Below are 24,106 nucleotides of genomic sequence, written 5' to 3'. Positions count from 1 at the left end.
GCGATAAATAACGTATCCCCCGGTGCTCGCAGGGGACGCATTAATGCGTCCCTGGCGTCGTTTATGCGCCGTGCCCGGTTGTTACCAGGGCGCCATAAATGGCGCCCCTACAGATTATGTGCGGATGCGATAAATAACGTATCCCCCGGTGCTCGCAGGGACGCATTTATGCGTCCCTGCCGTCATTTATGCGCCATGCCCGGTTATTACCAGGGCGCCATAAATGGCGCCCCTACGGGGGTTTTATCCGAACGCGATAAATAACGTATCCCCCGGTGCTCGCAGGGGACGCATTAATGCGTCCCTGGCGTCGTTTATGCGCCGTGCCCGGTTGTTACCAGGGCGCCATAAATGGCGCCCCTACAGATTATGTGCGGATGCGATAAATAACGTATCCCCTGGTGCTCGCAGGGGACGCATTTATGCGTCCCTGGCGTAATTTATGCGTCCCTGACGTCGTTAATGTACCGTGTCCAATTGTTGCCAGGGCGCCATAAATGGCGCCCCTACAAAGTTGTGTTCGGGCGCAATAAATAACGCATCTCCGGTGCCGCCGTAGGGGACGCATTTATGCGTCCCTGGCGTTGTTTATGCGCTGTGCCCGACTGTCGCCAGGGCGCCATAAATGGCGCCCCTACGGGGGTTTTATCCGAACGCGATAAATAACGTATCCCCCGGTGCTCGTAGGGGACGCATTTATGCGTCCCTGGCGTCGTTTATATGCCCCGGCATTGTCAATACACCGTATCCGACTGTCGCCAGGACGCCATAAATGGCGCCCCTACAAAGTTGTGTTCGGGCGCGATAAATAACGCATCTCCGGTGCCGCCGTAGGGGACGCATTAATGCGTCCCTGGCGTTGTTTATGCGCTGTGCCCGACTGTCGCCAGGGCGCCATAAATGGCGCCCCTACAAAGTTGTGTTCGGGCGCGATAAATAACGCATCCCCGTTGCCGCTGTAGGGGGCGCATTCATGCGCCCCTGACGTCATTAATGCGTCCCTGGCGTCGTTTATGCGCCCCTGACATCATCTATTCACCCCCGCATCCTTTAAATGTCTCGTCTCTCCTCGTACAAACAACCGGTCCAGCTCCCACTTCAATGGATTCTCTGCAATATAACGGCGAACTGCAGACAGCTCCTGTTCCGAGCGGATAACGCGGTCATAAAAGCCACGCTGCCAGACAGGCGTTCCGAGCTGGCGGGAAATACCCGCTTTAAAGTGATTAATAATGGCTGATAAACAACAGATATTACCCGGCTGAAGCCAGATGATGCCGTGCAGGTGATTGGGCATCACAATAAATGTATCGGTTGCCAGCGTGTTATAACGGGCAGAAAGGCGCTCCCACTCTTCGGCAACACAAAGGCCGGACGGCGAAGCGTGCATACTGCCGGACAGGATCTCACCCAGCAGCAGCGCACGCTGTCGGGTGACCAGGGTAACGAAATAAGCGCCGGGCGTACGATAATCAAATTGCGTCAGGCGCGGATTTTTTCGGTTTCGCATTGTGCCTCCTTGCGCCTTTATTCTCTCTTTTCAGCGCAGAAAGGCGAGTCAGCCACGTTAACGATGCGAGATGTCGCGAAAAAGAAAACGGTGCCGGTTGTTACCAGGGCGCCATAAATGGCGCCCCTACAAAGTTGTGTTCGGGCGCGATAAATAACGCATCTCCGGTGCCGGTAGGGGACGCATTTATGCGTCCCTGGATTCGTTTATGTGGACCTAACGTCGTTTATGTGCCGTGCCCGGTTGTTACCAGGGCGCCATAAATGGCGCCCCTACGGGGTTTTATCCTGTCGTTTCCTATACCATTTTTTCAATCTCGGTCAGCGGGACGGCGTGGCTGAACAGATAGCCCTGCAGCTGGTTACAGCCGGCGTTGGCGAGGGCGTGCATCTGTCCTTCGGTTTCTACGCCTTCGGCGGTGACAGTCAGGCCCATGGCGTGCCCCAGCCGAACGACGGATTCAATAATCGCGGTTGAGTTATCTGCCACGCCCAGCGACTGGGTAAAAGAACGGTCGATTTTTATCTTATCGACCGGGAAACTGCTCAGATAGTTAAGGCTGGAGTAGCCGGTGCCAAAATCATCCAGCGCGATACGGAAGCCCGCTTCGCGCAGCGCAATGATAGAGCTGCGGGCCGCATGCTCATCCTCAATCAGCACGCCTTCGGTGATCTCCAGCTCCAGGCGCTGCGGATCGGCGCCTTCGCTCGCAACAATCTCAAGCAGCCGGGAGACAAAGCCGCTGCTGCGAAACTGCACCGGTGAAACGTTCACCGCCACCACCACCTGCGGCAGCTTCAGCGACGTCTTACACGCTTCGCGCAGCACCCACTCGCCCAGCGGCAGGATCAGCCCGGTCTCTTCGGCGATAGCGATAAAGTCAGCCGGTGAGATATCGCCACGGGTCGGATGGTGCCAGCGCAGCAGCGCCTCAACGCCGACAACGCGTTCACCGTTAATCTCCATCAGCGGCTGATACCAGACGGCCAGCCCGGTAAAATTAACCAGCGCCTGACGCAGCTCTGCCGCCAGCTCCTGCCGGGTACGCAGCGACTCATCCATCGCTTTTTCGAACTGGCGAAACTGACCGCGCCCGTGATTTTTGGCGTCATACAGCGCGATATCCGCCTTACGCATCAGCTCCAGCCGGTCCACGCCATCTTTCGGTGCCAGCGCCAGGCCGATACTGACGCCAACCCACAGCTCATTGCCCAGCAGATGATAAGGAGCGCTGAGCGCGCTGATAATGCGCTGCGCCAGCGTATGCACCTGGCCGATAGTCTCCGTATCCGGCATCACGATAATAAACTCATCGCCGCCGATGCGTCCCACGGTATCGCTGGTGCGCACAATCTCGCTCAGGCGCCGCGCCACTTCGCGGATCAGTTCATCGCCGGCGTGATGGCCCCAGGTGTCATTGATATTTTTAAACCGATCAAGATCGAGCAGCAGCAGCGCCACGCGGCGATCGTGCCGCAGCGCCGCGGCCAGCGCCTGGGTCAGGCGATCTTCCACCAGCGCGCGGTTGGGCAGGCCGGTCAGCACGTCATGAAACGCAAGGTGCTGCGCCTGCGCCTCGCTGGCACCCAGCCGGACCAGCGACTGCGACAGGCTGAGCGAGGAGGTCCAGATGCGCCGTACCATAAACAGGCAGAGCAGGGTGATAATCAGCACCGACAGCAGCGTTGAGGGCACGATCGTGCGCAGCATCTGCGCGCCGGGCTTATCGGGTTGCCAGCTCAGATAGCCTACCCGCTGGCCGCTCTGCGATGAGAGGGGCCAGAAAGCCATCTCCTTATCAGTGGGTGGCGCGTTGCTAAAGTGCAGCTGCGCCAGCTGGCTGCGATCGGAAAGGTGACGCAGATAGCCATCGTCAAGAAACGCGACGCTCACCAGGCTAAACCGGTTTGTCGTGTCAGGCGTGCTAATTTCACCCACGGCCAGCGCGGCAGCGCGACCGGCAATGCGCACAAAATCGGCCCGATCTTCTGCGCCAGCCGCGCTGGCTACCAGCGGCGTGGCGAGCAGATCGCGCAGCCACGGACCGACTGCCTGTGGGCTGACCGGCTCACCGTTGCGCCAGGCGGCAACCGGCTGCTGCCTGCTGTCCAGCAGCAGGATCAGCTGATGGGCAAACATCTCATAAAGCCAGCTACCGACGTTCTGATCCAGCCACGCCCGGTCGGCGTCACGCAGCGTCAGGTGGCTGGCGAGCGGCGACCAGCGCGTCAGGCTGCGCAGCTGGCGCAAATGCTCGCTGAGGCTCTGGTCGAATGAGGCGGCAATCATCCGCTGCTGCTGCTCACGCGCTTCACTGTTGGTCACGGATGTCCCCCAGTAAAGTCCGCTGCCGGCCCCGGCAAACGACAGCACCAGAATTGCGATCAGCGGCGCGACCACCTGACGCAAAAAACTGTGCCGGAATTGACGGGATGTTCTGATTGAATTCATTATTTTTTCTTCATATAAACAGGCGGCCGTATTGAATAAGTTAGCAGAAAGACGGGTTTGTGCCTGGCGGAGAGCGGCGCGGCGCGAGATGCACTTATTAATCATCCTGATGCGTTAGCTGCTCATTGGCCGCGGCTGATTCATCGCGCCGTCACGTCATCATCACCGCACTGTCATCTGCTGCGCGCATCCTGAGCGTTCATTAAAACGGGCGGGGCAGCCGGACACGGCGCTGAAAGCGCCCGGCTATTTATTGTTTATTCCGGTATCCGGAGAGGACCCATGACTTTACTGGCCAGTTTTCATTATTCCGTCGCGGATGCTCAGCAGGCGTCCCGTCGCGTACACAAAGCTATAAGCGAGCCAGGCGTTATCGTGTCGCTGCCGCTGATGCCAGGCCAGCGCGAACTCTCCTCTGCTGCCAGCGCGCTGCTGCTGAAGCGGGAAGAGGGGGCAGATACGCTGTGGCTCGATCCGCAGATTGACAGTGCGGCGCTGCGCAGCACGCTGCATTTTTGTACCGGCATGCCGCTTGTCTCCGCCTGCAACGCCTCGCTGGCCCTGAGTCACGCCCGTGCGAATCCCGATCCCGCTACTTTGATGGCCCGGCAGGCTGCCGCCGGGCATAACCGCACGCTGATTATTGAGCTGCCAGGTCTGAACGGCGGCCTGACGCTGCGTCTCAGCGGCGACGGGCTGCGTGAAACGCGCGCGGTTGCACCGCAGCTGCCGCCGGCGGTGCTCGCTTATCTGCGTGAGCATCCGCATCCCGGCCGGCAGCGGTCAGATCTCATTTTTACCTGCGGTGAAACGCTCATGGCGCTGCCGCATACTGTCCGGGTGGCGGTGTGCTGAGCGCAGGCTATCAGCGGGAAAGCGGTGTGGCAGCAGCCTGCCGCGCGCGGTTAAGCCGTGCGCTGCGCTGCCAGGCCCGCTCCAGCGCCTGAACCAGCTGCGCCTGCTGCCACGGCTTCGCCAGCCGTTCACACAGCGGTAACGTCACCTGCGACCGGCGCAGATCCTGCCCGCTGACCAGCAGCGTGGCGAGCTGCGGCCACTGCTGCTGCGCCTGGCGTATCACATCGGCGCCGTTGAGCGCACCGGGCAGCATCAGATCGCTGATCAGCAGATCGATATCGGGTGTCTGCTGCAGCAGCGCCAGCGCGCTGGCACCGTCGGCGCACTCCAGCGTCAGATAGCCAAGCTGATGCAGATGGTCACACAGCGTCTGCCGTACGGCGGGTTCATCATCCAGCACCAGCACCAGCCGATCGCGGCTCGCACCGGGCTGCGCGGGTGGAGGAGCCGCCACCGGCTGTACCGCCTCCGCCGCGCGCGGCAGCAGCAGGCGTACCGTGGTACCCTGGCCCGGTGCGGTCTCCAGCGCAATTTCACCGCCCGACTGCCGCACAAAGCCATACACCATCGATAGCCCCAGACCGCTGCCGCTGCCGGTGGGCTTGGTGGTGAAGAAGGGTTCAAACACCTGCTGACGCACCTCCGCTGACATGCCGCAGCCGCGATCGATCACCTCCACCACGACCCACTCGCGTTTACCCGCCGCGGACGCTTTGCGCTGGTTCCAGACGCGCAGCACTATCTCACCGGGCTGCTGCTGCAGCGCGTCGCGCGCGTTAACCACCAGGTTCATCAGCGCATTTTCAAGCTGACCGGCATCGATCCATGCCGGCCAGCCCGGGCGTGCTGCTTCTGTTACCAGCTGCTGACCGGGCAGCAGGGCGTGCTGCAGCAGCGAATGCAGATCCTCTACCAGATCCACGACCGCGACCGCCCGTGGATAGAGCGCCTGTTTACGGGAAAACGCGAGCAGTCGCTGGGTGAGCTGCGCGGCGCGGTCCGCCGCCTGGCGGGCACGTTCGATACGGGTTGCCAGCGTGCCAGCCGGCAGCTGATCGGCGGTGAGCGCCAGGCTGCCGATGATCACCGCCAGCAGATTATTAAAATCGTGCGCCAGTCCGCCGGTCAGCTGGCCCACCGCTTTCATTTTCTGGCTGTGCAGCAGCGCCTCCTCCAGCGCTTTTCGCGAGGTGCGCTCCAGCACGGTGTTGACCATGCCGCGACGCGGCACCGGACTGAAGCGCAGCTCCAGCGTCCGCCCGTCCGGCAGCCGCACTTCCTGCGCATCCTGCAGGCTGAGCAGCTGCAGATCCAGCCGTGCCAGCAGCTGCTGATAGTGCAGGCCACGCTGCAGCTCATGCGGCGCAATACCGAGCAGTTGCGCATATTGCGCGTTCCAGACCACCAGCTGACCGCTGTTATCAAACAGCGCAAAGCCGTCGCGCATGGCGAGAAAGGTTGACTCCAGCTGGGTGCTTTTCTCTTTCAGCAGTGAAGAGGTGTGCGCCAGTGAGGCGGTGTTGCGGGCAAAAACGTTAAACGCCCGCGCCAGATCGCCCAGTTCGTCGCGCCGCGACTGGCCGGGTACGCTGACGCCTTTCTCCCCCTGCGCCAGCTGCGTCATCGCGTGGGCGATAGCGGTAAGGCCGGAGCCGAGATTGCGGTAGATGTAGTAGCCGGCGTAACCGGTGATCAGCAGCGCCAGCAGCATAAACAGCGCGATAAAACCGATGACCGAGTTGAGTTCACGGTGGGTGCTGGCGCTGCGCGCATCGCTCTGCTGCGCCACCTGCTGTACATAGCGGGTGATATCCTCATTGAGCATCGCCACCAGCGCCTTGATACGGTAGGTCGCGTAGGCGATGCCGGTATCGCTCTCCTCAAGCCCGGCGGCGACCGGCTCCAGCGCACGGAGGGCATGGACAAAGCGCGCCCGCTGCAGCGCCAGCACGCCTTCCAGCGGCAGGGCTGACCAGACCGGAAGAATGGATGAGAGCTGCTGCACCGCAGCCTGCGGCGCGGCAGAGCGGATCGCTACCGCCAGCAGGCTCTCGCTCTGCTGGCGCAGCGGCAGAAAAGCGGCGTCGCTCGCAAGCGCTGAGATCCGGTTCAGCAGCAGCTGCGCCTGCCACAGCCCGCTTAGCATGGTGTTGCGCTGCAGGTGGCGCTGATGCCCCCGCTGCAGCAGCAGCGTGATGCTCTGCTCCAGCATCTGGCTGCGCTCACGAATACGGCTGAGCAGGGCGGGCTGCTGCCTGGCCACGGGGGCCGCCGCCAGCTGCGTCAGCGCCTGCTGCAGCGCCTGCTGCGTCTGCTGCAGGCGGGCCGACTCACTCTGATACTCCAGCGCACCCACCACCTGCGACAGGCGTACCGCCGCCGTCGCCACGTTGGCCGTATCACGCGCCAGCGCCAGGCTGCCATTCATATCGGCCAGCGTCTGCGCCTGCGCCTGTTCCTGAATCGTGCCGGCGTGGCGGAATCCGGTAATCGCCACCAGGCTGACCGCCAGCGTCACGCCGACCACCAGCAGATTAAACAGCAGCAGGCGTCCACGGGCACCGGCATACCACGGCAGAGTCTGACTCATGCGCCACCCCTCGCAATGCGGAACGTCAGCCGAGTATAAAAGTGGCGCGCAGAGGCAATATGACAAATATGAACGGGCGCTGACATTTTCCATTTATGTTGCGCGGCGACACTGCTCAGCACTATCCGGCAGCAGGAGCGCGGCAATGACAGCACCGATACTGGAGATGCGCGGTATTACCCGGCGCTTCGGCAGCTTTTACGCCCTGAAGGGCGTGGATCTCACTATCTGGCCGGGCGAAGTACACGCGCTGATGGGCGAAAACGGGGCCGGTAAGAGCACCCTGATGAAAATCCTGGCCGGTGCCTACAGCGCCAGCAGCGGGGAGATCCTGATTGAGGGCAAGCCGTACGCCATCCGCGGCCCTAAAGAGGCGCTGGCGGCGGGCATTACGCTGATCTATCAGGAGATCAATCTGGCACCCAACCTCACGGTGGCAGAGAACATTTTTCTCGGCAGCGAGATTGCGCGCGGCGGGCTGGTGAAACGCCGGCAGATGGCGGAAGAGGCGCAGCAGGTGATTGCGCGGCTTGGCGCGCGCTTCAGCGCCACCGATCTGGTCGGCCGTCTGAGCATCGCCGAACAGCAGCAGGTGGAGATCGCCCGCGCGCTGCACCGCAACAGCCGCATTCTGGTGATGGATGAACCTACCGCCGCGCTCTCCAGCCGGGAAACAGAGCAGCTGTTTGCGCTGATCAAGCGGCTGCGCAGCGAAGGCATGGCGATTATCTACATCAGTCACCGCATGGCTGAAGTGTATGAGCTGTCAGATCGCGTCAGCGTGCTGCGCGACGGTGAGTATGTCGGCAGCCTGACGCGTGAGCAGCTCAACGCCAGCGAACTGGTGCGCATGATGGTCGGGCGTCCGCTCAGCGATCTGTTTAACAAAGCGCGCGACATTCCGTTTGGTGCTATCCGCCTGGCGGTCAATCACCTGACTGACCGCAACAAGGTCCACCCCAGCAGCCTGGCGGTACGCGCGGGCGAAATTGTCGGCCTCGCCGGCCTGGTGGGCGCCGGACGCAGCGAGCTGGCGCAGCTGATATTTGGCGTGCAGCAGCCCGCCGGCGGCGAAATCTGGATTGACGGAGAAAAAGTGCACATCCGCTCCCCGCGCGAGGCGATCGCGCGCGGCATCGGCTTTCTCACTGAAAACCGCAAAGAGCAGGGGCTGTTTCTGGAACTGGCCGCCCGGGAAAACATTGTGATGGCGACGCTGGAGCGCGACGCCAGCTACGGCCTGCTGAACCGGCGTAAGGGGCAGAAGATCGCCACTGACGCTATCGCCTCGCTCAATATTCGCGTGCCGCATGCGCAGGTTCGCGCGGGCGGGCTATCGGGCGGCAACCAGCAGAAGCTGCTGATCTCCCGCTGGGTATCTATTGCGCCGCGCATTCTGATTCTGGACGAACCGACGCGCGGTGTGGACGTCGGTGCGAAGAGTGAAATTTACCGCATGATGAATCAGCTGGCGCAGCAGGGCGTGGCGATTCTGATGATCTCCAGCGAACTGCCGGAGGTGGTGGGCATGAGCGATCGCGTCTACGTCATGCGTGAAGGCACCATTGCCGGCGAGCTGAGCGGTGACGCCATCAGCCAGGAAAATATCATGACACTGGCCACCGGCGCTCAGCCGGTTACAGCCTGAGGAGAAAGGAATGACCAGCGAAACCGCACGCGTAACCAGCCCGACGCTGAAACGGGCGTTAATGAGCGATCTGCTGCAGACGATCGGGATCCTGCCGATTCTGATCCTGATTGTGGCGGTGTTTGGCTTTATCGCACCTAACTTCTTCACCGAGGCGAACCTGCTGAACATTACCCGGCAGGCCTCTATCAATATCGTGCTGGCGGCGGGGATGACGTTTGTCATTCTGACCGGCGGTATCGATCTGTCTGTGGGCTCCATGCTCGGCACCACGGCAGTGGTCGCGATGGTGGTGTCGCTCGATCCCGCCTTTGCCGGCCTGACGATCCCTGCTGCACTGGGTGCCGGGCTGATCATGGGACTGTTCAACGGCATCCTGGTCGCCTGGGCCGGGCTGCCGCCGTTTATCGTCACGCTTGGCACCTATACCGCCCTGCGCGGGGCCGCCTATCTGCTGGCTGACGGCACAACGGTCATTAACTCCAGCATCAATTTTGAGTGGATAGGCAACGGCTATCTCGGGCCGGTGCCGTGGCTGATCATCATCGCCTTTGCGGTTATCGCGCTCTGCTGGTTCATTCTGCGCCGTACCACTTTAGGCATCCATATCTATGCGGTGGGCGGCAATATGCAGGCGGCCCGTCTGACCGGGATCAAAGTCGGCGCGGTGCTGATTTTTGTCTACGCGATGAGCGGCCTGCTCTCCGGGCTGGGAGGGCTGATGAGCGCCTCACGACTCTACAGCGCCAACGGCAACCTTGGCGTGGGCTATGAGCTGGATGCGATTGCTGCGGTGATCCTCGGCGGCACCAGCTTTGTCGGCGGTATCGGCACCATCACCGGCACGCTGATTGGCGCACTGATTATCGCCACGCTCAACAACGGCATGACGCTGATGGGCGTCTCCTACTTCTGGCAGCTGGTGATCAAAGGCGGCGTGATCATCGTCGCCGTGTTAATCGATAAATACCGTACCCGTCATCACGTCAGCTGAAGGCCGGCAGAACATTTCCAGGTGGCGATCCCGCGGACCGCTGACAATAAAAAAAGCAGGAGAACATCAACTATGCGTTTTAATCCGATTGTAACCGGACTGCTGGCCGCCACGCTGCTGAGCGCGCCGCTGGTACAGGCAAAAGAGCTGAAATCGATAGGGGTGACCGTAGGCGATCTGGCCAACCCGTTCTTTGTGCAGATCACCAAAGGTGCCGAGCTGAAAGCCCGCGAGCTGGCAGGTGACAAGGTCAACGTGACGCTGGTCTCCAGCGGCTACGATCTCGGTCAGCAGGTGGGACAGATCGATAACTTTATCGCCGCCAAAGTCGATATGATCATTCTCAACGCCGCCGACTCCAAAGGCATTGCGCCAGCGGTGAAGCGGGCGCGCGACGCCGGCATCGTCGTGGTGGCGGTGGACGTGGCCGCAGATGGCGCTAACGCCACCATTACCTCGGATAACACCCAGGCAGGCGCGATGGCGTGTAAATATATCTCTGACCGGCTGAAGGCGAAGGGCAACGTGGTGATCATCAACGGACCGCCGGTTTCGGCGGTGCAGAACCGTGTCGAAGGCTGCATGAGCGAGCTGAAGACGCACCCCGATATTAAGCTGCTCTCTTACAACCAGAACGCTAAAGGCAGCCGCGAAGGCGGGCTGGAGGTGATGACCGGTCTGCTCTCCGCTAATCCGAAAATCGACGCCGTGTTTGCTATCAATGATCCGACCGCAATCGGCGCTGACCTGGCGGCCAAACAGGCGCAGCGCAGCGAATTCTTTATTGTAGGGGTCGATGGTTCACCGGACGGGGAAGAGGCGCTGAAGCGTAAAGGCTCGCTGTTTGTGGCGACCCCGGCGCAGGACCCGCAGGTGATGGCGGAGAAAGCGGTGGAAATTGGTTACAACATACTGCAAGGCAAGTCTGCTCCCGACAAACCGGTGCTGATCCCGGTGACGATGATCGATCGCGACAACGTGAGCAGTTACAAAGGCTGGACAGTGAAATAACGCGGCAGATTTTCCGGTCGTCATCCCTTTCCTGCCTGCAGGAGAGGGCTGCGGCGGCAGGTATGTTGCCTGGCCGCCGCAGCCTCCATTACCCCTCACGTGACGGGAGCACTTCATGGCACTGATATCTCTGGCGCAGGGGCTGGCCCATGCGCAGCAGCACGGCTACGCGCTGGGCGCATTTAACGTCCTCGATACCCACTTTCTGCGCGCGCTGTTTCAGGCAGCGGAGCAGCAGCGTTCACCCTTTATCATCAACCTTGCAGAGGTGCACTTTAAGTATGTCAGCCTCGATCACCTGGTCGCGGCGATTCGCTGCGAGGCGGCGCGGCACGCGATTCCGGTGGTGCTCAATCTCGATCATGGTCTGCATTTCGAGGCGGTGGTGCAGGCGGTGCGCCTGGGCTTTACCTCGGTGATGTTTGACGGCTCCGGGCTGAGCTATGACGAGAATGTGCGTCAAACGCAGGAGGTCGTAAAACTCTGTCATGCGGTGGGCGTCTCGGTCGAAGCGGAGCTAGGCGCGGTGGGAGGCGACGAGGGCGGGGCGCTGGCCGGTGAAGCGGACAGCGCAAAATTTACCGATCCGGCGCTGGCGGCTGACTTTGTGCAGAGTACCGGCATCGACTGCCTGGCGGTGGCGATCGGTAACGCACACGGTAAATATAAAGGCGAACCGCGCCTCGATTTTGACCGGCTGGCAGCGATCCGCAGCGCGGCAGGTATTCCGCTGGTGCTGCACGGCGGCTCAGGGATTAGCGACGCCGACTTTCGCCGCGCCATTACGCTCGGCATTCATAAAATCAACTTCTACACCGGCATGTCCCAGGCGGCGCTGGACGCAATAGAAACGCAGATGGATCAGCGCGACGCCCGCTATGACAGCTTTGCTGAGCTGCTTATGGCGGTGGAGCGCAATATCAGCCGCGTGGTCGCGCAGCAGATGCAGATTTTCGGCAGCAGCGGACGCGCCTGAGATGACGGCACGCAGCGGCATTCTGGCCGCCGGTACTCTGCTGGTCGATCATGTCCAGCGCATTACGCACTGGCCGGATCAGGGCTGGCTGACCGAAATCGTGGCGCGCGAGCGCTGCAGCGGCGGCGCGGTGCCGAATGTGCTCCTGACGCTGGCGCGCATGCAGTCAGGTTTACCGCTGGCGGCTGCCGGTATCACGGGCGAGGATGCGGACGGTGACTATCTGCTGCAGCGACTGCGCGAGGAGGGGGTGGATTGCCGCGGCGTAACGCGCACCCGCGCAGCGGCCACTGCCATGACGCAGGTAATGACCGCGCCGGATGGTCAGCGCACCTTTTTTCACGCGCGCGGCGCCAGCGCGCTGCTTGATGTGGCGCATTTCCGCGACCTCACTACTCCGCACCGCATTTTTCACCTCGGCTATCTGCTGCTGCTCGACCAGCTTGACCGGCCCGACGCGCAGTTCGGCACGCGCAGCGCGCGGCTGCTGGCGCAGATGCAGCAGCGCGGCTATCTGACCTCGCTCGATCTGGTCTCGCGCGCCGGCGATCACCGCAGCCTGGTGCTGCCGGCGCTGCGCTGGCTCGACTATTTAATCATTAATGAGCTGGAGGCGGCGGCGCTGACCGGTATCCCGCTGCGGCACGGCGCCGGGCTGGCATCGCCGGAGACGTTTGCTGCCGCGGGCGCGTGGCTGCTGCAGCAGGGGGTGCGTCAGCGCGTGGTGATCCACGCGCCGGAAGGGGCGTGGGGGACAGAAAGGGGCGGAGAGGCGTGCTGGCAGCCGGCGTGGCGGCTGAATGCCAGCGACATTGTCGGCAGCGTGGGAGCGGGTGACGCTTTCTGCGCCGGCGTGCTGTACGCCAGCCACGAGGGCTTTACGCTGTCAGCCACGCTGCAGCTGGCGCACACCTGCGCCTGCTTTAACCTGCGCGCGGCGAACGCGCTGGATGGGATCCGGCCGCTGCCGGAGATGCAGCGCTGGATGGATCAGGCGATCTGCGATACGCGCGCTGCCGGACGCACCACGTCAGCTGAAAATACATAGCCGAGGCCGCGAATGGTGCGGATAAGGTTTGGCTGATGCGGATTAGCTTCGATTTTGCGCCGCAGCCGCATGATCAGCACGTCGATAGTACGGTCAAAGACATCCAGCGTTTCGCTGTGCGTCAGCTCCAGCAGCTGGTCGCGGGTTAACACTTTGCGGGCGTGTGCGACCAGCGCGCGCAGCAGCGTATATTCCCCCTGCGTCAGCGGCACGCTTTCACGCTGCGGATTCAGCAGCTGGCAGCGCACCTCATCCAGCTGCCAGCCGTTGAACTGCCAGCCCGCAGGGATAACAGCGTCTGGTTCATCCTGCCTGCCGCTGCGGCGCAGTGCGGCGCGCGCCCGCGCCACGACCACGCGCGGATTAAAGGGTTTAGCGATATAGTCATCGGCACCCATTTCCAGGCCCACCACCATCTCCGCTTCCGAGCCCATTCCGGTCAGCATGATCACCAGCACATCCGGCCGCTCACGCTGGATCTGCTGCAGAACCAGCAGCCCGTTCGTATCCGGCAGCATCATATCGAGCATCACCAGCGAAATATCCGGATGCTGCGTCAGCAGCGCCTGAACATCGCGCCCGAGGTGGCAGCGATACACGGCGGAAACGTGCTCACTTAAGACATCGTGCAGCAGTTCGCAGATGGCACGATCATCGTCAACGATCAGTATCGCGGGCTTCATGGCGCGGCCTCGTTATCATGCAGAGAGTAAAGGCACTATAACCTGCTGTTTTTAGCCTGCTGAATCGTGCAGCAGAAACGTGAGCGATATCGCCAGGCAGAACGCGAAAGCGTGCGGCACCGCAAAATTATCGCGCTTTATAGGGCAGCAAGGAAAACGATTGCGCAGCAGCGGGGCAATGCACCATAATCGCGCTTCTTTCTGGTTCAGACTTTTCTTAACCGGATGCGCAACGGAAAACGTAAACGATTGCGCAGGAGATGGCACAGCAATTGCTATCAGGACAGGGGAAAGCGGAGGGGACACCTCACGTCCGGCAGGCTCGCTTTCAGCAACAACGATCAGCTGTTAACCACTTTGGCCAGTGAGAACGCGCAGCCGCTGCGTCTCCGCTCATGAGAGAAAATGATGTTAGAGAAACTGTTTAAGCTTAAAGCGCACAACACCACCGTGCGCACGGAGATCGTGGCGGGGATCACCACTTTCCTCGCCATGGCCTATATCCTGTTTGTTAACCCCTCTATTCTGGGCGCGACCGGCATGGATAAAGGGGCGGTGTTTGTGGCGACCTGCCTGGCGGCGGCGATCGGCTCAATTCTGATGGGACTGATTGCTAACTATCCGATTGCGCTGGCACCCGGCATGGGGCTGAACGCGTTCTTTACCTACACCGTGGTGCTGCATATGGGCTACACCTGGCAGATTGCGCTGGGCGCGGTGTTTCTGTCGGCGGTGATCTTCTTTGCGCTCTCGATTTTTAAAATCCGCGAGTGGATTATTGCCAGCATCCCCCTGCCGCTGCGCGCCGGCATCGCCGCCGGTATCGGCCTGTTCCTGGCGCTGATTGCGCTGGAAGGGGCCGGCATTGTGGTGGATAACCCGGCGACGCTGGTCGGGCTGGGCGATCTGACCAAACCAGGGCCACTGCTGGCGCTGCTCGGCTTTTTTATCATCGTGGTACTGGAAGCGCGCCGCGTGACCGGCGCGGTGCTGATTGGCATACTGGTGGTGACCTTTATCTCTATGGGCATCGGCCTGACGCCGTTTGGCGGCGTCTTCTCCGCGCCGCCTTCAATCGCACCGACCTTTATGCAGCTCGATATTGCCGGCGCCTTTAATGTGGGGCTGGTAAGCGTAATTTTTGCCTTTCTGTTTGTTGATGTGTTTGATAATACCGGCACCCTGCTGGGCGTAACTAAGCGCGCAGGTCTGGCGGATGAGCAGGGCAACGTGCCAAAAATGGGACGTGCACTGATTGCTGACAGCGCGGCTGCGCTGTTTGGCTCACTGCTCGGTACCTCAACCACCACCAGCTATGTGGAATCTGCGGCTGGCGTCAGCGCCGGCGGACGCACCGGCCTGACGGCCATTGTGGTGGCCGCGCTGTTTCTGCTGAGCCTGTTCTTCTCGCCGCTGGCGGGTAGCGTACCGGTCTGGGCCACCGCCCCGGCGCTGCTGTTCGTCGCCGTGCTGATGGCATCGGGCCTGGCGGAAATCGACTGGAAAGATGTGACGACGGCGGCACCGGTAACGGTAACGGCGCTGACCATGCCGCTGACCTACTCAATTGCGAACGGCATCGCCTTTGGTTTCATTACCTGGACCGTTGTTAAGCTGCTGAGCGGCCGCGCCCGTGAAGTGAATAGCGCACTGGTGATCCTCTCGCTGCTGTTTGTCATCAAGCTGGGCTGGCTCAGCGCCTGATGAAAAAAGGGAAGCCCGGACGGGCTTCCCTGCTGATAATGGCTGGCCGGTGCGTTAGCGGAACGGCGGCTCATTAAAGGTGCGCAGCTTGCGGGAGTGCAGCTTATCGCCCTCGGCGCGCAGCAGCTCTACCGCACAGATGCCAATCTGCAGATGCTCAGAGATGGCCCCTTCATAAAAGCGATTCGCCTGACCCGGCAGCTTGATCTCACCGTGCAGCGGTTTATCCGATACGCACAGCAGCGTGCCGTAAGGCACGCGGAAGCGGTAGCCCTGCGCCGCGATGGTCGCGCTCTCCATATCCACCGCCACGGCGCGGCTCAGGTTGAAACGCAGCGCGGAAGCGGCGTAGCGCAGCTCCCAGTTACGATCGTCTGTGGTCACCACCGTACCGGTACGCAGCCGCTGTTTAACCTCTTCACCCGGCATGCCGCTCACTGACTTGGTTGCGTCATAGAGCGCACGCTGCACTTCGGCGATGCTGGGTACCGGAATATCCGGCGGCAGCACGCTGTCGAGCACATGGTCATCACGCAGGTAGGCGTGCGCCAGCACATAGTCGCCAATGTTCTGACTTTCGCGCAGGCCGCCGCAGTGGCCAATCATCAGCCAGGCGTGCGGACGCGTTACCGCCAGGTGATCGCAGATCGTTTTGGCATTCGAAGGGCCCACACCAATATTGACCAGCGTAATCCCGCGCCGGTTAGGCGAGGTAAGATGCCAGGCGGGCATCTGGTGCTTTTTCCACGCCAGATCGGACATCATCGCCGCAGGATCGGCCGTTTCCGCCGTGATCACGACATCACCGGCGCAGGCGAGGCTGTCATACGGCGTGGCGGGATCCTGCACCTGTTCTATCGCCCAGCGCACAAACTCATCGACGTACCGGGTGTAGTTGGTAAACAGCACGAAAGGCTGGAAGTGTTCCACTGCCGTACCGGTGTAGTGGCGCAGACGCGCCAGCGAGAAGTCGGTGCGCAGCGCGTCAAAGTGGGAGAGCGGGAAGCGGGCATCGGCGTTGAACAGGCCATCAGCGGTTTCATCGCCAATCTGCGACAGCTCGGTAGTCGGAAAGTGGCGGGCAATACTGGCGCTCATTGAGCGATCCAGCGACAGATCCGAGCCGTCAATCACGTAAGGGTAGGGGATCTCCTGCTGCGACGGCCCCACTTCAATCAGCACCTCATACTCTTTCTCAATCATCTGCAGCTGCTCGCTGAGATAGTGGCGCAGCAGCGCAGGGCGGGTAATCGTCGTGCTGTAGCGGCCGGTATGGGTAAAGCGGCCCCAGGCACGGGTGCGGTTCTGCTGCGGACCCTCTCCCTGCCAGGTCAGGCGCAGCTCCGGATAGACAAACAGCCCCTGCTGCCGCTGCTCTGCGTCAGGCAGCGTGCCTCGTTCAGTGAAGCCGCGGATAGCGTTGCGCAGCGCCTCAACCGCCGCATCGTAGCAGCGCTCCAGTTCATCCAGTGCCTGATGGGCAGTCAATCCGTTCCGTTGTGTTTGCATTGATTCTCCTTCAGGAAAATGGATCAGGTTGAGCAGAGCATAGCGGATAAACCGGCTGATATAATTAAGAATCTGTGACGCTATGCCAGCGTAATTATTGCGTACAGAAATTAACGTGGCTGCGCAAAGCGGGCAGAAATAAAAAGTTTGTAATAATGATTAAATGGCCGCTGCAAAGACTTTGCATAATCGCTGGCCGCCTATCATCATTACCTCTCCTCTCTCATCCAAAGTGATTTGGTACTCTCTTGCAAAATCCCGGTGTGGCAGTAATGCGGGCGGTGCGTAATACGGCGTGGTATCCGCGGCGCCGGATGTACCGCACGCTGTTGTGGCGTGAGATCGCGCCGCTGGCGATCCCTATCTTTATTGAAAACCTCTGCGTAATGCTGATGGGCGTGCTAAGCACGTTTCTGGTCAGCTGGCTGGGCAAAGAGGCGATGGCGGGTGTCGGGCTGGCAGACAGCTTCAACATGGTGATCATCTCCTTTTTTGCCGCTATCGATCTTGGCACCACGGTGGTGGTGGCGTTTAGCCTGGCGCGCCGTAACGGTAAACGCGCCCGCGCCGCCACCCGGCAGTCGCTGGGGCTGATGACCGTGCTGGCGCTGGTACTGGCGCTGGCGATAGAGTTCTGGGGACACCTGATTATCGACGTTATCGCCGGCAGCGCCGATCCGCAGGTCAAACAGCTGGCGCTGAGCTACCTGCAGACCTCCGCCTGGAGCTACCCGGCGGCGGCGATTGCGCTGATCGGCAGCGGCGCCCTGCGCGGGGCGGGCAACACCAAAATCCCGATGCTGATCAACGGCGGCATGAATATCCTGAACATCATGATCAGTAGCGTGCTGATTTATGGCGCGCTGGGCTGGGAAGGGATGGGCTTCGTCGGGGCGGGCCTCGGGCTGACGATTTCGCGCTATATCGGGGCGCTGGCGGTGCTCTATGCGCTCTGGCGCGGTATCAGCCCGGCGCTGAAGCTTACGCTCAGCAGCTACTTCCGCCGCTGGGATCGCGCCATTCTGATGGAGGTGCTGGGCATCGGGGTGCCGGCGAGTATTGAGTCCGTGCTGTTTAACGGCGGTAAGCTGCTGACGCAGATCTTTGTCGCCGGTATGGGCACCAATGAAATCGCCGGCAACTTTATCGCCTTTTCTATCGCCACGCTGATTAACCTGCCGGGCAACGCGCTGGGTTCGGCCTCTACCATTATTACCGGCAAGCGTCTGGGCCGGAATCAGGTGATGCAGGCGGAGCGGCAGATCAGGCATGTGTTCTGGCTGGCGATGATCGGGCTCTGTACGCTGGCGCTGATCACCGTGCCGCTGGCGGGTACGCTGGCGCGCTTCTATACCCGCGACCCGGAAGTGATTGAAGTCACGAAACATCTGATCTGGCTCAACGCCGCGTTTATGCCGATCTGGACCGCCTCCTGGGTGCTGCCTGCCGGACTGAAAGGCGCCCGCGATGCGCGCTATACCATGTTTGTATCAATGTTCAGCATGTGGGGCGCTCGCGTGGTGGCAGGCTACCTGCTGGGCATCGAACTGGGCATGGGGGTGATCGGCGTGTGGCTTGGCATGTTCCTGGACTGGACGGTGCGCGGTCTCTGCTTCTGGTGGCGGCTCAATAGCGGCAAGTGGCTGCATAACTACCGGCGTATGGTGGCAAAAGCGGCTGGCTCAGCACCATAACTCACGCAAAGGCGTCTGCGGCGGAAAATGGTGGGCACACTGCGCCTGCAGCAGCTCGGCACAGCCCAGCGCATCCGTCAGCGCGTTATGGGCCGGGTAGTGCGGCAGATGATAGCGCGCCCGGCTCTCCGGCAGGCAGAGCGAGGGGCGTGACCTGCCGCGCCAGAGTCTCTTCAGCCGGCTGAGCGGCGCGTGCTGACAGAGCAGCCCCTCCAGCGCCAGCGTGTCGATACAGGGGAAAATAATGCCCTCTCCGATGCGCCGCTGCAGCGCCGCGTTCAGAAAATGCTGCTCAATGCCGCGATGGTGCACCACCATGACGCGACCCGCCATCATCGTCAGCAGCTTCAGCAGCCGCTCGCTCAGGTCGGGCGCCTGCGCGACCGTCGCGTGGGTGATGCCGTGGATCACCACTGATTCATGGCGCAAGTCGGCCCGCGGGTTGAGGATCCAGTGTGCGCTTTCACTCAGCCGGATACGCGTCAGGCTGAAAGGGATAAGGCCAATACTGACAATATCGTCGCGCCGGGTATTCAGCCCGGTGGTTTCAAAATCCATTGCCAGCAGCGGCACCTCGCCGATCGGCGTCGCCGCGTCCGGTACGCCCGCCCGGTAGTAGTGCTGCAGCGCCGGATGGCGTGCCGTCGCGGCCTGCTGCGCCAGCAGCGCGGGCCACGCGGGCGCGACTCCCGCATGCGGCGCGGGCGCGGGGGCGGAACGCAGCAGCTGTTTACTGATGTGCAGCATGTTTACCTCACACTTTCCGGCCTGGCTGATAGCGGTATTTGAGAAATTTTTGTGCGTTGCTCAGGATCTGAAACGCATCTTTGAGATTTTTGCGTTCGAACTCAGAAAGATTAAGCGGTTCAATGCGGTTATCCGGCTCCTGACCGCTCTCCACGTCCTGCGCCTGATGGCGGATACGCACCATCGAGATAAACTCCAGCGCATCGCGCAGATCCTGACCGCGTCCGTGCGGCAGCAGGTCGGTTTGCATAATATCCTGCAGCCGATCAAATGAGTTGCGAGCGGCTGAACCGGCCGCCAGCGCGTGCACGCGGATCAGATCCGCCAGCGGCGCGGTGCCGCGCCGTTTCATATCGATAGACTGCGTATGCTGACCGGAAGGCTCCATGACAAAATTTTTAAAGAACCCCAGCGGCGGTTTGCGCAGCAGCGCGTTGCGCGCCATGCAGGCGAGAAAGCGCGAGTTGTGCCGGACTTTATGCGTAATGCGTTTATTCAGCTGCTCGCCCCACGCCAGCTGGCCCCAGACGGCATCAAGATCGAAGAAGATTGCGCTGTCGAGCAATGTCTGCGGGGAAGGGGTGTCGATCCACTCATCAAAGTATCCTTCCCAGACGGCCAGCGGCTGCCGCCAGCGGCCGTTAGTGGCCATGATGTTGCCGCTGCAGTAGTGATAGCCGCACGCCGCCAGGCCGTCACAGACGCGGCGCGCCAGCGCCATAAAATAGGCTTCATGGCGGGATGCATCATACCGGTTGTCGAGGATCAGTGCGTTATCCTGGTCGGTGACCAGCAGCTGCTCCTGGCGCGCCATCGACCCCAGCGTGATAAAGCAGTAGGGCACCGGCGGCGGCCCCAGCTCCGCTTCAGCCAGCGCCAGCAGCCGCTGCGTAAAACTGCGTCCAATCACCGCCATGGCGCGGCCCGTCATCTGCGAATTGGCGTCTTCACGCACGATGCGGCTAAAGCAGGCGCGTACCTCATTTTTCAGCGTGCTCAGCTCACTGATGCTGTTGCAGTGAAAAATGCGGCTGACGAGAAACAGGCTGTTTTGTGACTCATAGCGGATAATATCTGACTGGGAAATCACTCCTACCGGCAGATCCTGCTTCAGCACCGGCAGATGATGTATGTTGTGCTGCATCATGATGAGCATCGCTTCAAACACCAGCTGGTGGTGACTGACGTGGGTCAGCTGCCCGGTCATAATTGTCGCGACTGGCGTATCGAAGCTCAGGCCGCGGGCAATTACCCGGTCGCGCAGATCTTTATCCGTGACGATCCCAGCCAGCGTTTGGGAACGCTCCCCATCCGCCTCCGGGGTCACAATCAGCAGGGATGAGACGCCCTCTTTACTCATTTTCTGTGCGGCTTCACACACCGTGGCGCGGCTGTCGATGGTCACCGGTGGCCGGCTGATTAGCGCCTCGATGCGCGACGTCATCAGGCCGCTCGCCTCTTCGGTACGCGCCACGGTCTGCCGCAGCCGGGTGCGATCTTCCACCTCTACCAGGTCGGCAAACTCTTCATGTTTGCTGAACAGCTCATTAAAAATCGGGGCGGGAATCAGATAGGTCAGCGTATCTTCCAGGGCGGTAACCGGAAAGCGCACGCTGTTCTCGCGCAATAAGCCGAACTCACCAAAATAGCCGCCGGCGCTGAGGCGATTATAGAGGTCGCCGTTGCGGCGATAGATCTCCACTGCGCCGCTGCGGATGAGGTACCAGGCGTCAACCTGCTGACCAAAGGTGAGGATCGGCGTGCCGGCTTTGTAATAGCTCACCTCAAGGGTGGCTGCGATCCGCGCCAGCGCCGTCAGCGGCAGGGTGTTAAACGGCGGGTAGCGCTGAATAAAATCGATGATTTCCTGATGTCCGGCCTGCATAGCGATCTCCCTTCCTGCACCGGCAGCGGCGGATAGCCCGGTCGGCTATCCGCCTGCTTACGTGCTATTGATTGCGCACGGCGGGAGCCGGGCGCGTCGGGCGCGGCTCAGAGAGCAATCCCTTTACAACCGCGACCGACGCGACCAGCAGCACCAGCGCAAAGGGCAATCCGGTGGAGACCACCATTGCCTGCAGGGCATCCAGCCCGCCGCCGAGGATCAGTACGATGGCGACCAGCGCTTCAAACACGCACCAGAATACGCGTTGCGCAGTCGGGGATTCAATTTTACCGCCGGAGGCGATGATATCGATCACCAGCGTGCCGGAGTCAGCTGAGGTGACAAAGAACACCACCACCAGAATGATGGCGACCACGCAGGTGATTTTGGCCAGCGGCAGCGTGTCGAGCATGGTAAAGAGCTGCAGCGGCAGAATGGCATCAGCAATACTCTGATATCCCTCAGTAAAATATTGATGGATAGTGGTGCCGCCCAGTACCGTCATCCACAGTACACACGCCAGTGACGGGACCAGCAGCACGGAGATGATAAACTCCCGTACCGTGCGACCACGTGAAATACGCGCGATAAACATGCCGACAAACGGTGACCAGGAGATCCACCACGCCCAGTAGAAGGAGGTCCAGCCGGCGGCAAAATTGCTGTCTGGACGGGAGACCGGATTGGAGAGCGCGGGCAGGAACTCAATATAGGAGACGAGGTTAGAGAAAAAGCCGCTAAACAGCAGCATGGTCGGGCCGACCACGATAATAAACAGCAGCAGCAGACCGGCGAGGATCATGTTCGCTTCTGATAAGCGCCGCACCCCGGCGTCCAGCCCGGCGACCACAGAAAAGGTGGCAATAGCGGTAATCGCGATCACCAGTACAATCTGCGTGGTTTGTCCCAGCGGTACATCAAACAGGAAATTGAGTCCGGACGCCGCCTGCGAGGCACCCAGCCCGAGCGAGGTAGCGAGGCCAAACAGCGTGGCCAGCACGGCAAGGATATCGATCAGATGACCGGGCCAGCCCCATACGGCGTCACCCAGCAGCGGATAAAAGAGTGACCGGATAGTCAGCGGCAGGCCTTTGTTAAAGGTGAAGAGGGCCAGTCCCAGGGCAAGAACCGCATAGATCGCCCACGGATGGAGCGCCCAGTGGAAAATCGTAGCCGCCATGGCCAGCCGCGTAGCCTCTTCTGCTGATCCACTCGCACCGCCCAGCGGCGCCCAGTCGGTACGCACGCCATTTTCAGTGGCCGTGCCGCCTATCGCGCTGGAGAAATGCGACAGCGGCTCCGAGACGCCGTAAAACATCAGGCCGATGCCCATACCGGCGGCAAACAGCATCGAAAACCAGGTGACATAGTTGTAATCGGGTCGGGCGAGGGTGCCGCCGAGACGCACCTTGCCCAGCGGGGAGAAAACCAGACCCAGGCAGATGATCACGAAGACATTACCGGCAGAAAGAAAGAACCAGTCGAGTTTGCTGGTAAGCCAGTTAAGCATACCTTTAAACAGCGGGGCAACGTCACTCTGAAACACCAGCGTTAATATAACGAATACGATTACGGCAATGCCGGATATCGCAAATACCCGGTTGTGAATATCCAGACCAAAGGGTCCGACGTTCACGATAATATTATCCTGGCCTACCTGATAGTCAGTATCATAGGGCGATACTTCGCCATCAGGCGTCATCGGATCTCTGGAATCCGCCATAGTGATTTCCTCGCGACTTACGTGTTGTTGTTAAAAACCGGCACTGCTATCAGGCCAGGTTCTGTTTTATTTAACGCTGAAGGTCGTGATCAATCCCTGATTACCCTGTTTTCCGCAAAAAGATAAAAGCGTGCAGCCTGCGGGTGCATTGGCTGCACATTTATATTCAACACTGCACCGGCTAACTAAATACCACCGTGCGCTTGCCGCTTAAAAATACGCGTTTCTCGACGTGATAACGCACCGCGTTAAATAGCGTGACGCGTTCAATATCCTGGCCGCGGCTGATAAGATCGTCGGGATAGAGCGCGTGATCCACGCTCTGAATACCCTGCGTAATAATGGGTCCCTCATCCAGATCATTATTAACGTAGTGCGCCGTGGCACCGACCATTTTGACTCCTTTCTCCCACGCCTGATGATAAGGACGCGCGCCTTTAAATCCCGGCAGCAGAGAGTGATGAATATTAATGGCTTTACCGTCGAGCTTTTCACACATCCGCGGTGAAAGAACCTGCATGTAACGTGCCAGAACCACCAGGTCGATATTATATTGTTCCAGCAGCGCGAGAATCTGCGCTTCCTGTTCTGCGCGATTCGCATTATTTACCGGCAGGTGGTACCAGGGGATGCCGTGCCATTCCGCCAGGGAGCAGAGATCGGGATGGTTGGAAATAATCAGCGGCACATCAATAGATAATTGTCCGGTGCGATGCCGGAATAACAGATCGTTCAGGCAGTGATCAAATTTAGAGACCAGAATAGCCACGCGCTCACGATGCTGCGGCGGGGTAAGCTGCCACTGCATCTCAAACGGAGTGACGCGCGGCGTAAAATTATCGCGAAATATATCGGTACTGAAGTGCGCGGCTGGTGAGAAAGCGACGCGGATAAAAAAGTGGTGGCTGACGCGGTCGTCGAACGAATGGATCTCATTAATATAGTGACCCGATTCCGCCATAAACCGGGTCACGACATCCACCGTGCCTAATTTACTCGGGCAGCTGGCGGTAAAAATCCATGAATCGGGCAGCACGCTCATGGGCGACTCCTGATAATAAGGGAAAGGCGTGCC

At 60.6% G+C, this 24,106-nt stretch carries 17 protein-coding genes; 8 read left to right on the top strand and 9 right to left on the bottom strand.

The window, feature by feature from the left end; genetic code table 11:
• Positions 1–1,027: 1,027 nt before the first annotated feature.
• On the bottom strand, positions 1,028–1,510 hold the full coding sequence (locus F3J39_RS06545; RefSeq protein WP_104085161.1) for a transposase: 483 nt from the start codon (positions 1,508–1,510) through the stop codon (positions 1,028–1,030).
• A 297-nt stretch (positions 1,511–1,807) separates the two neighbouring features.
• Positions 1,808–3,964, bottom strand: coding sequence for an EAL domain-containing protein (locus F3J39_RS06540; protein WP_166713978.1), 2,157 nt, complete (start codon positions 3,962–3,964; stop codon positions 1,808–1,810).
• A 279-nt stretch (positions 3,965–4,243) separates the two neighbouring features.
• Between F3J39_RS06540 and F3J39_RS06535 the strand changes: the two genes are divergently transcribed.
• Positions 4,244–4,816, top strand: coding sequence for a phosphonate C-P lyase system protein PhnH (locus F3J39_RS06535; protein WP_166713962.1), 573 nt, complete (start codon positions 4,244–4,246; stop codon positions 4,814–4,816).
• Positions 4,817–4,826: 10 nt separating this feature from the next.
• On the opposite strand, the gene F3J39_RS06530 is transcribed toward F3J39_RS06535, so the two are convergent.
• Complete coding sequence (locus tag F3J39_RS06530) at positions 4,827–7,409, bottom strand: ATP-binding protein (RefSeq protein WP_104085159.1); 2,583 nt, start codon at positions 7,407–7,409, stop codon at positions 4,827–4,829.
• A gap of 145 nt (positions 7,410–7,554) precedes the next feature.
• Between F3J39_RS06530 and F3J39_RS06525 the strand changes: the two genes are divergently transcribed.
• The 5 genes from F3J39_RS06525 (at position 7,555) to F3J39_RS06505 (ending at position 13,086) form a co-directional block, all read left to right on the top strand.
• Positions 7,555–9,057, top strand: coding sequence for a sugar ABC transporter ATP-binding protein (locus F3J39_RS06525; protein WP_039385247.1), 1,503 nt, complete (start codon positions 7,555–7,557; stop codon positions 9,055–9,057).
• A 10-nt stretch (positions 9,058–9,067) separates the two neighbouring features.
• Complete coding sequence (locus F3J39_RS06520; protein WP_108569559.1) at positions 9,068–10,051, top strand: ribose ABC transporter permease; 984 nt, start codon at positions 9,068–9,070, stop codon at positions 10,049–10,051.
• 72 nt (positions 10,052–10,123) lie between these two features.
• Positions 10,124–11,062 (top strand): ABC transporter substrate-binding protein, encoded by a 939-nt coding sequence (locus F3J39_RS06515; RefSeq protein ID WP_039385245.1) that lies wholly within the window; start codon positions 10,124–10,126, stop codon positions 11,060–11,062.
• Between the two features lie 115 nt (positions 11,063–11,177).
• Positions 11,178–12,038 carry a ketose 1,6-bisphosphate aldolase gene (locus F3J39_RS06510; RefSeq protein WP_145338969.1) on the top strand — a complete coding sequence of 287 codons (861 nt, stop codon included), beginning with the start codon at positions 11,178–11,180 and terminating at the stop codon, positions 12,036–12,038.
• Between the two features lies 1 nt (position 12,039).
• On the top strand, positions 12,040–13,086 hold the full coding sequence (locus F3J39_RS06505) for a carbohydrate kinase family protein (RefSeq protein ID WP_071667971.1): 1,047 nt from the start codon (positions 12,040–12,042) through the stop codon (positions 13,084–13,086).
• On the opposite strand, the gene F3J39_RS06500 is transcribed toward F3J39_RS06505, so the two are convergent.
• Positions 13,029–13,769 (bottom strand): response regulator transcription factor, encoded by a 741-nt coding sequence (locus F3J39_RS06500; RefSeq protein WP_039385241.1) that lies wholly within the window; start codon positions 13,767–13,769, stop codon positions 13,029–13,031. The two genes, F3J39_RS06505 and F3J39_RS06500, sit on opposite strands and share 58 nt — an antisense overlap.
• 405 nt (positions 13,770–14,174) lie before the next feature.
• Here F3J39_RS06500 and F3J39_RS06495 point away from each other — a divergent pair, with 405 nt between their 5' ends.
• A complete protein-coding gene (locus F3J39_RS06495; RefSeq protein WP_217647492.1) occupies positions 14,175–15,473 on the top strand; it encodes an NCS2 family permease in 1,299 nt (432 codons plus the stop codon).
• 54 nt (positions 15,474–15,527) lie between these two features.
• On the opposite strand, the gene F3J39_RS06490 is transcribed toward F3J39_RS06495, so the two are convergent.
• Positions 15,528–16,982 carry an AMP nucleosidase gene (locus F3J39_RS06490; RefSeq protein WP_166713961.1) on the bottom strand — a complete coding sequence of 485 codons (1,455 nt, stop codon included), beginning with the start codon at positions 16,980–16,982 and terminating at the stop codon, positions 15,528–15,530.
• 272 nt (positions 16,983–17,254) lie between these two features.
• Between F3J39_RS06490 and F3J39_RS06485 the strand changes: the two genes are divergently transcribed.
• The gene (locus F3J39_RS06485) at positions 17,255–18,676 is read left to right on the top strand and encodes an EmmdR/YeeO family multidrug/toxin efflux MATE transporter (RefSeq protein WP_039385236.1); all 1,422 of its coding nucleotides are present in this window, start codon (positions 17,255–17,257) and stop codon (positions 18,674–18,676) included.
• Here the strand turns inward: F3J39_RS06485 and F3J39_RS06480 are convergent.
• The 4 genes from F3J39_RS06480 to purU all read right to left on the bottom strand — a co-directional run bounded on the left by F3J39_RS06480 (position 18,665) and on the right by purU (position 24,073).
• Positions 18,665–19,423 (bottom strand): 3'-5' exonuclease, encoded by a 759-nt coding sequence (locus tag F3J39_RS06480; RefSeq protein WP_039385234.1) that lies wholly within the window; start codon positions 19,421–19,423, stop codon positions 18,665–18,667. The two genes, F3J39_RS06485 and F3J39_RS06480, sit on opposite strands and share 12 nt — an antisense overlap.
• Before the next feature lie 7 nt (positions 19,424–19,430).
• A complete protein-coding gene (locus F3J39_RS06475; RefSeq protein ID WP_166713960.1) occupies positions 19,431–21,308 on the bottom strand; it encodes a DUF294 nucleotidyltransferase-like domain-containing protein in 1,878 nt (625 codons plus the stop codon).
• A 64-nt stretch (positions 21,309–21,372) separates the two neighbouring features.
• Positions 21,373–23,031 (bottom strand): BCCT family transporter, encoded by a 1,659-nt coding sequence (locus tag F3J39_RS06470; protein WP_108569565.1) that lies wholly within the window; start codon positions 23,029–23,031, stop codon positions 21,373–21,375.
• A gap of 181 nt (positions 23,032–23,212) precedes the next feature.
• Positions 23,213–24,073: a formyltetrahydrofolate deformylase gene (purU, locus tag F3J39_RS06465; RefSeq protein ID WP_039385228.1), complete on the bottom strand. Its 861-nt coding sequence runs from the start codon at positions 24,071–24,073 to the stop codon at positions 23,213–23,215.
• Positions 24,074–24,106: the final 33 nt, after the last annotated feature.

This window comes from Pantoea sp. Acro-807 (assembly GCF_011752675.1).
In the GTDB taxonomy this organism is placed as follows: domain Bacteria; phylum Pseudomonadota; class Gammaproteobacteria; order Enterobacterales; family Enterobacteriaceae; genus Pantoea; species Pantoea eucrina.
Note: the sequence above shows the minus strand (reverse complement) of the source record. Positions and strands in the feature narration are given on the sequence as shown.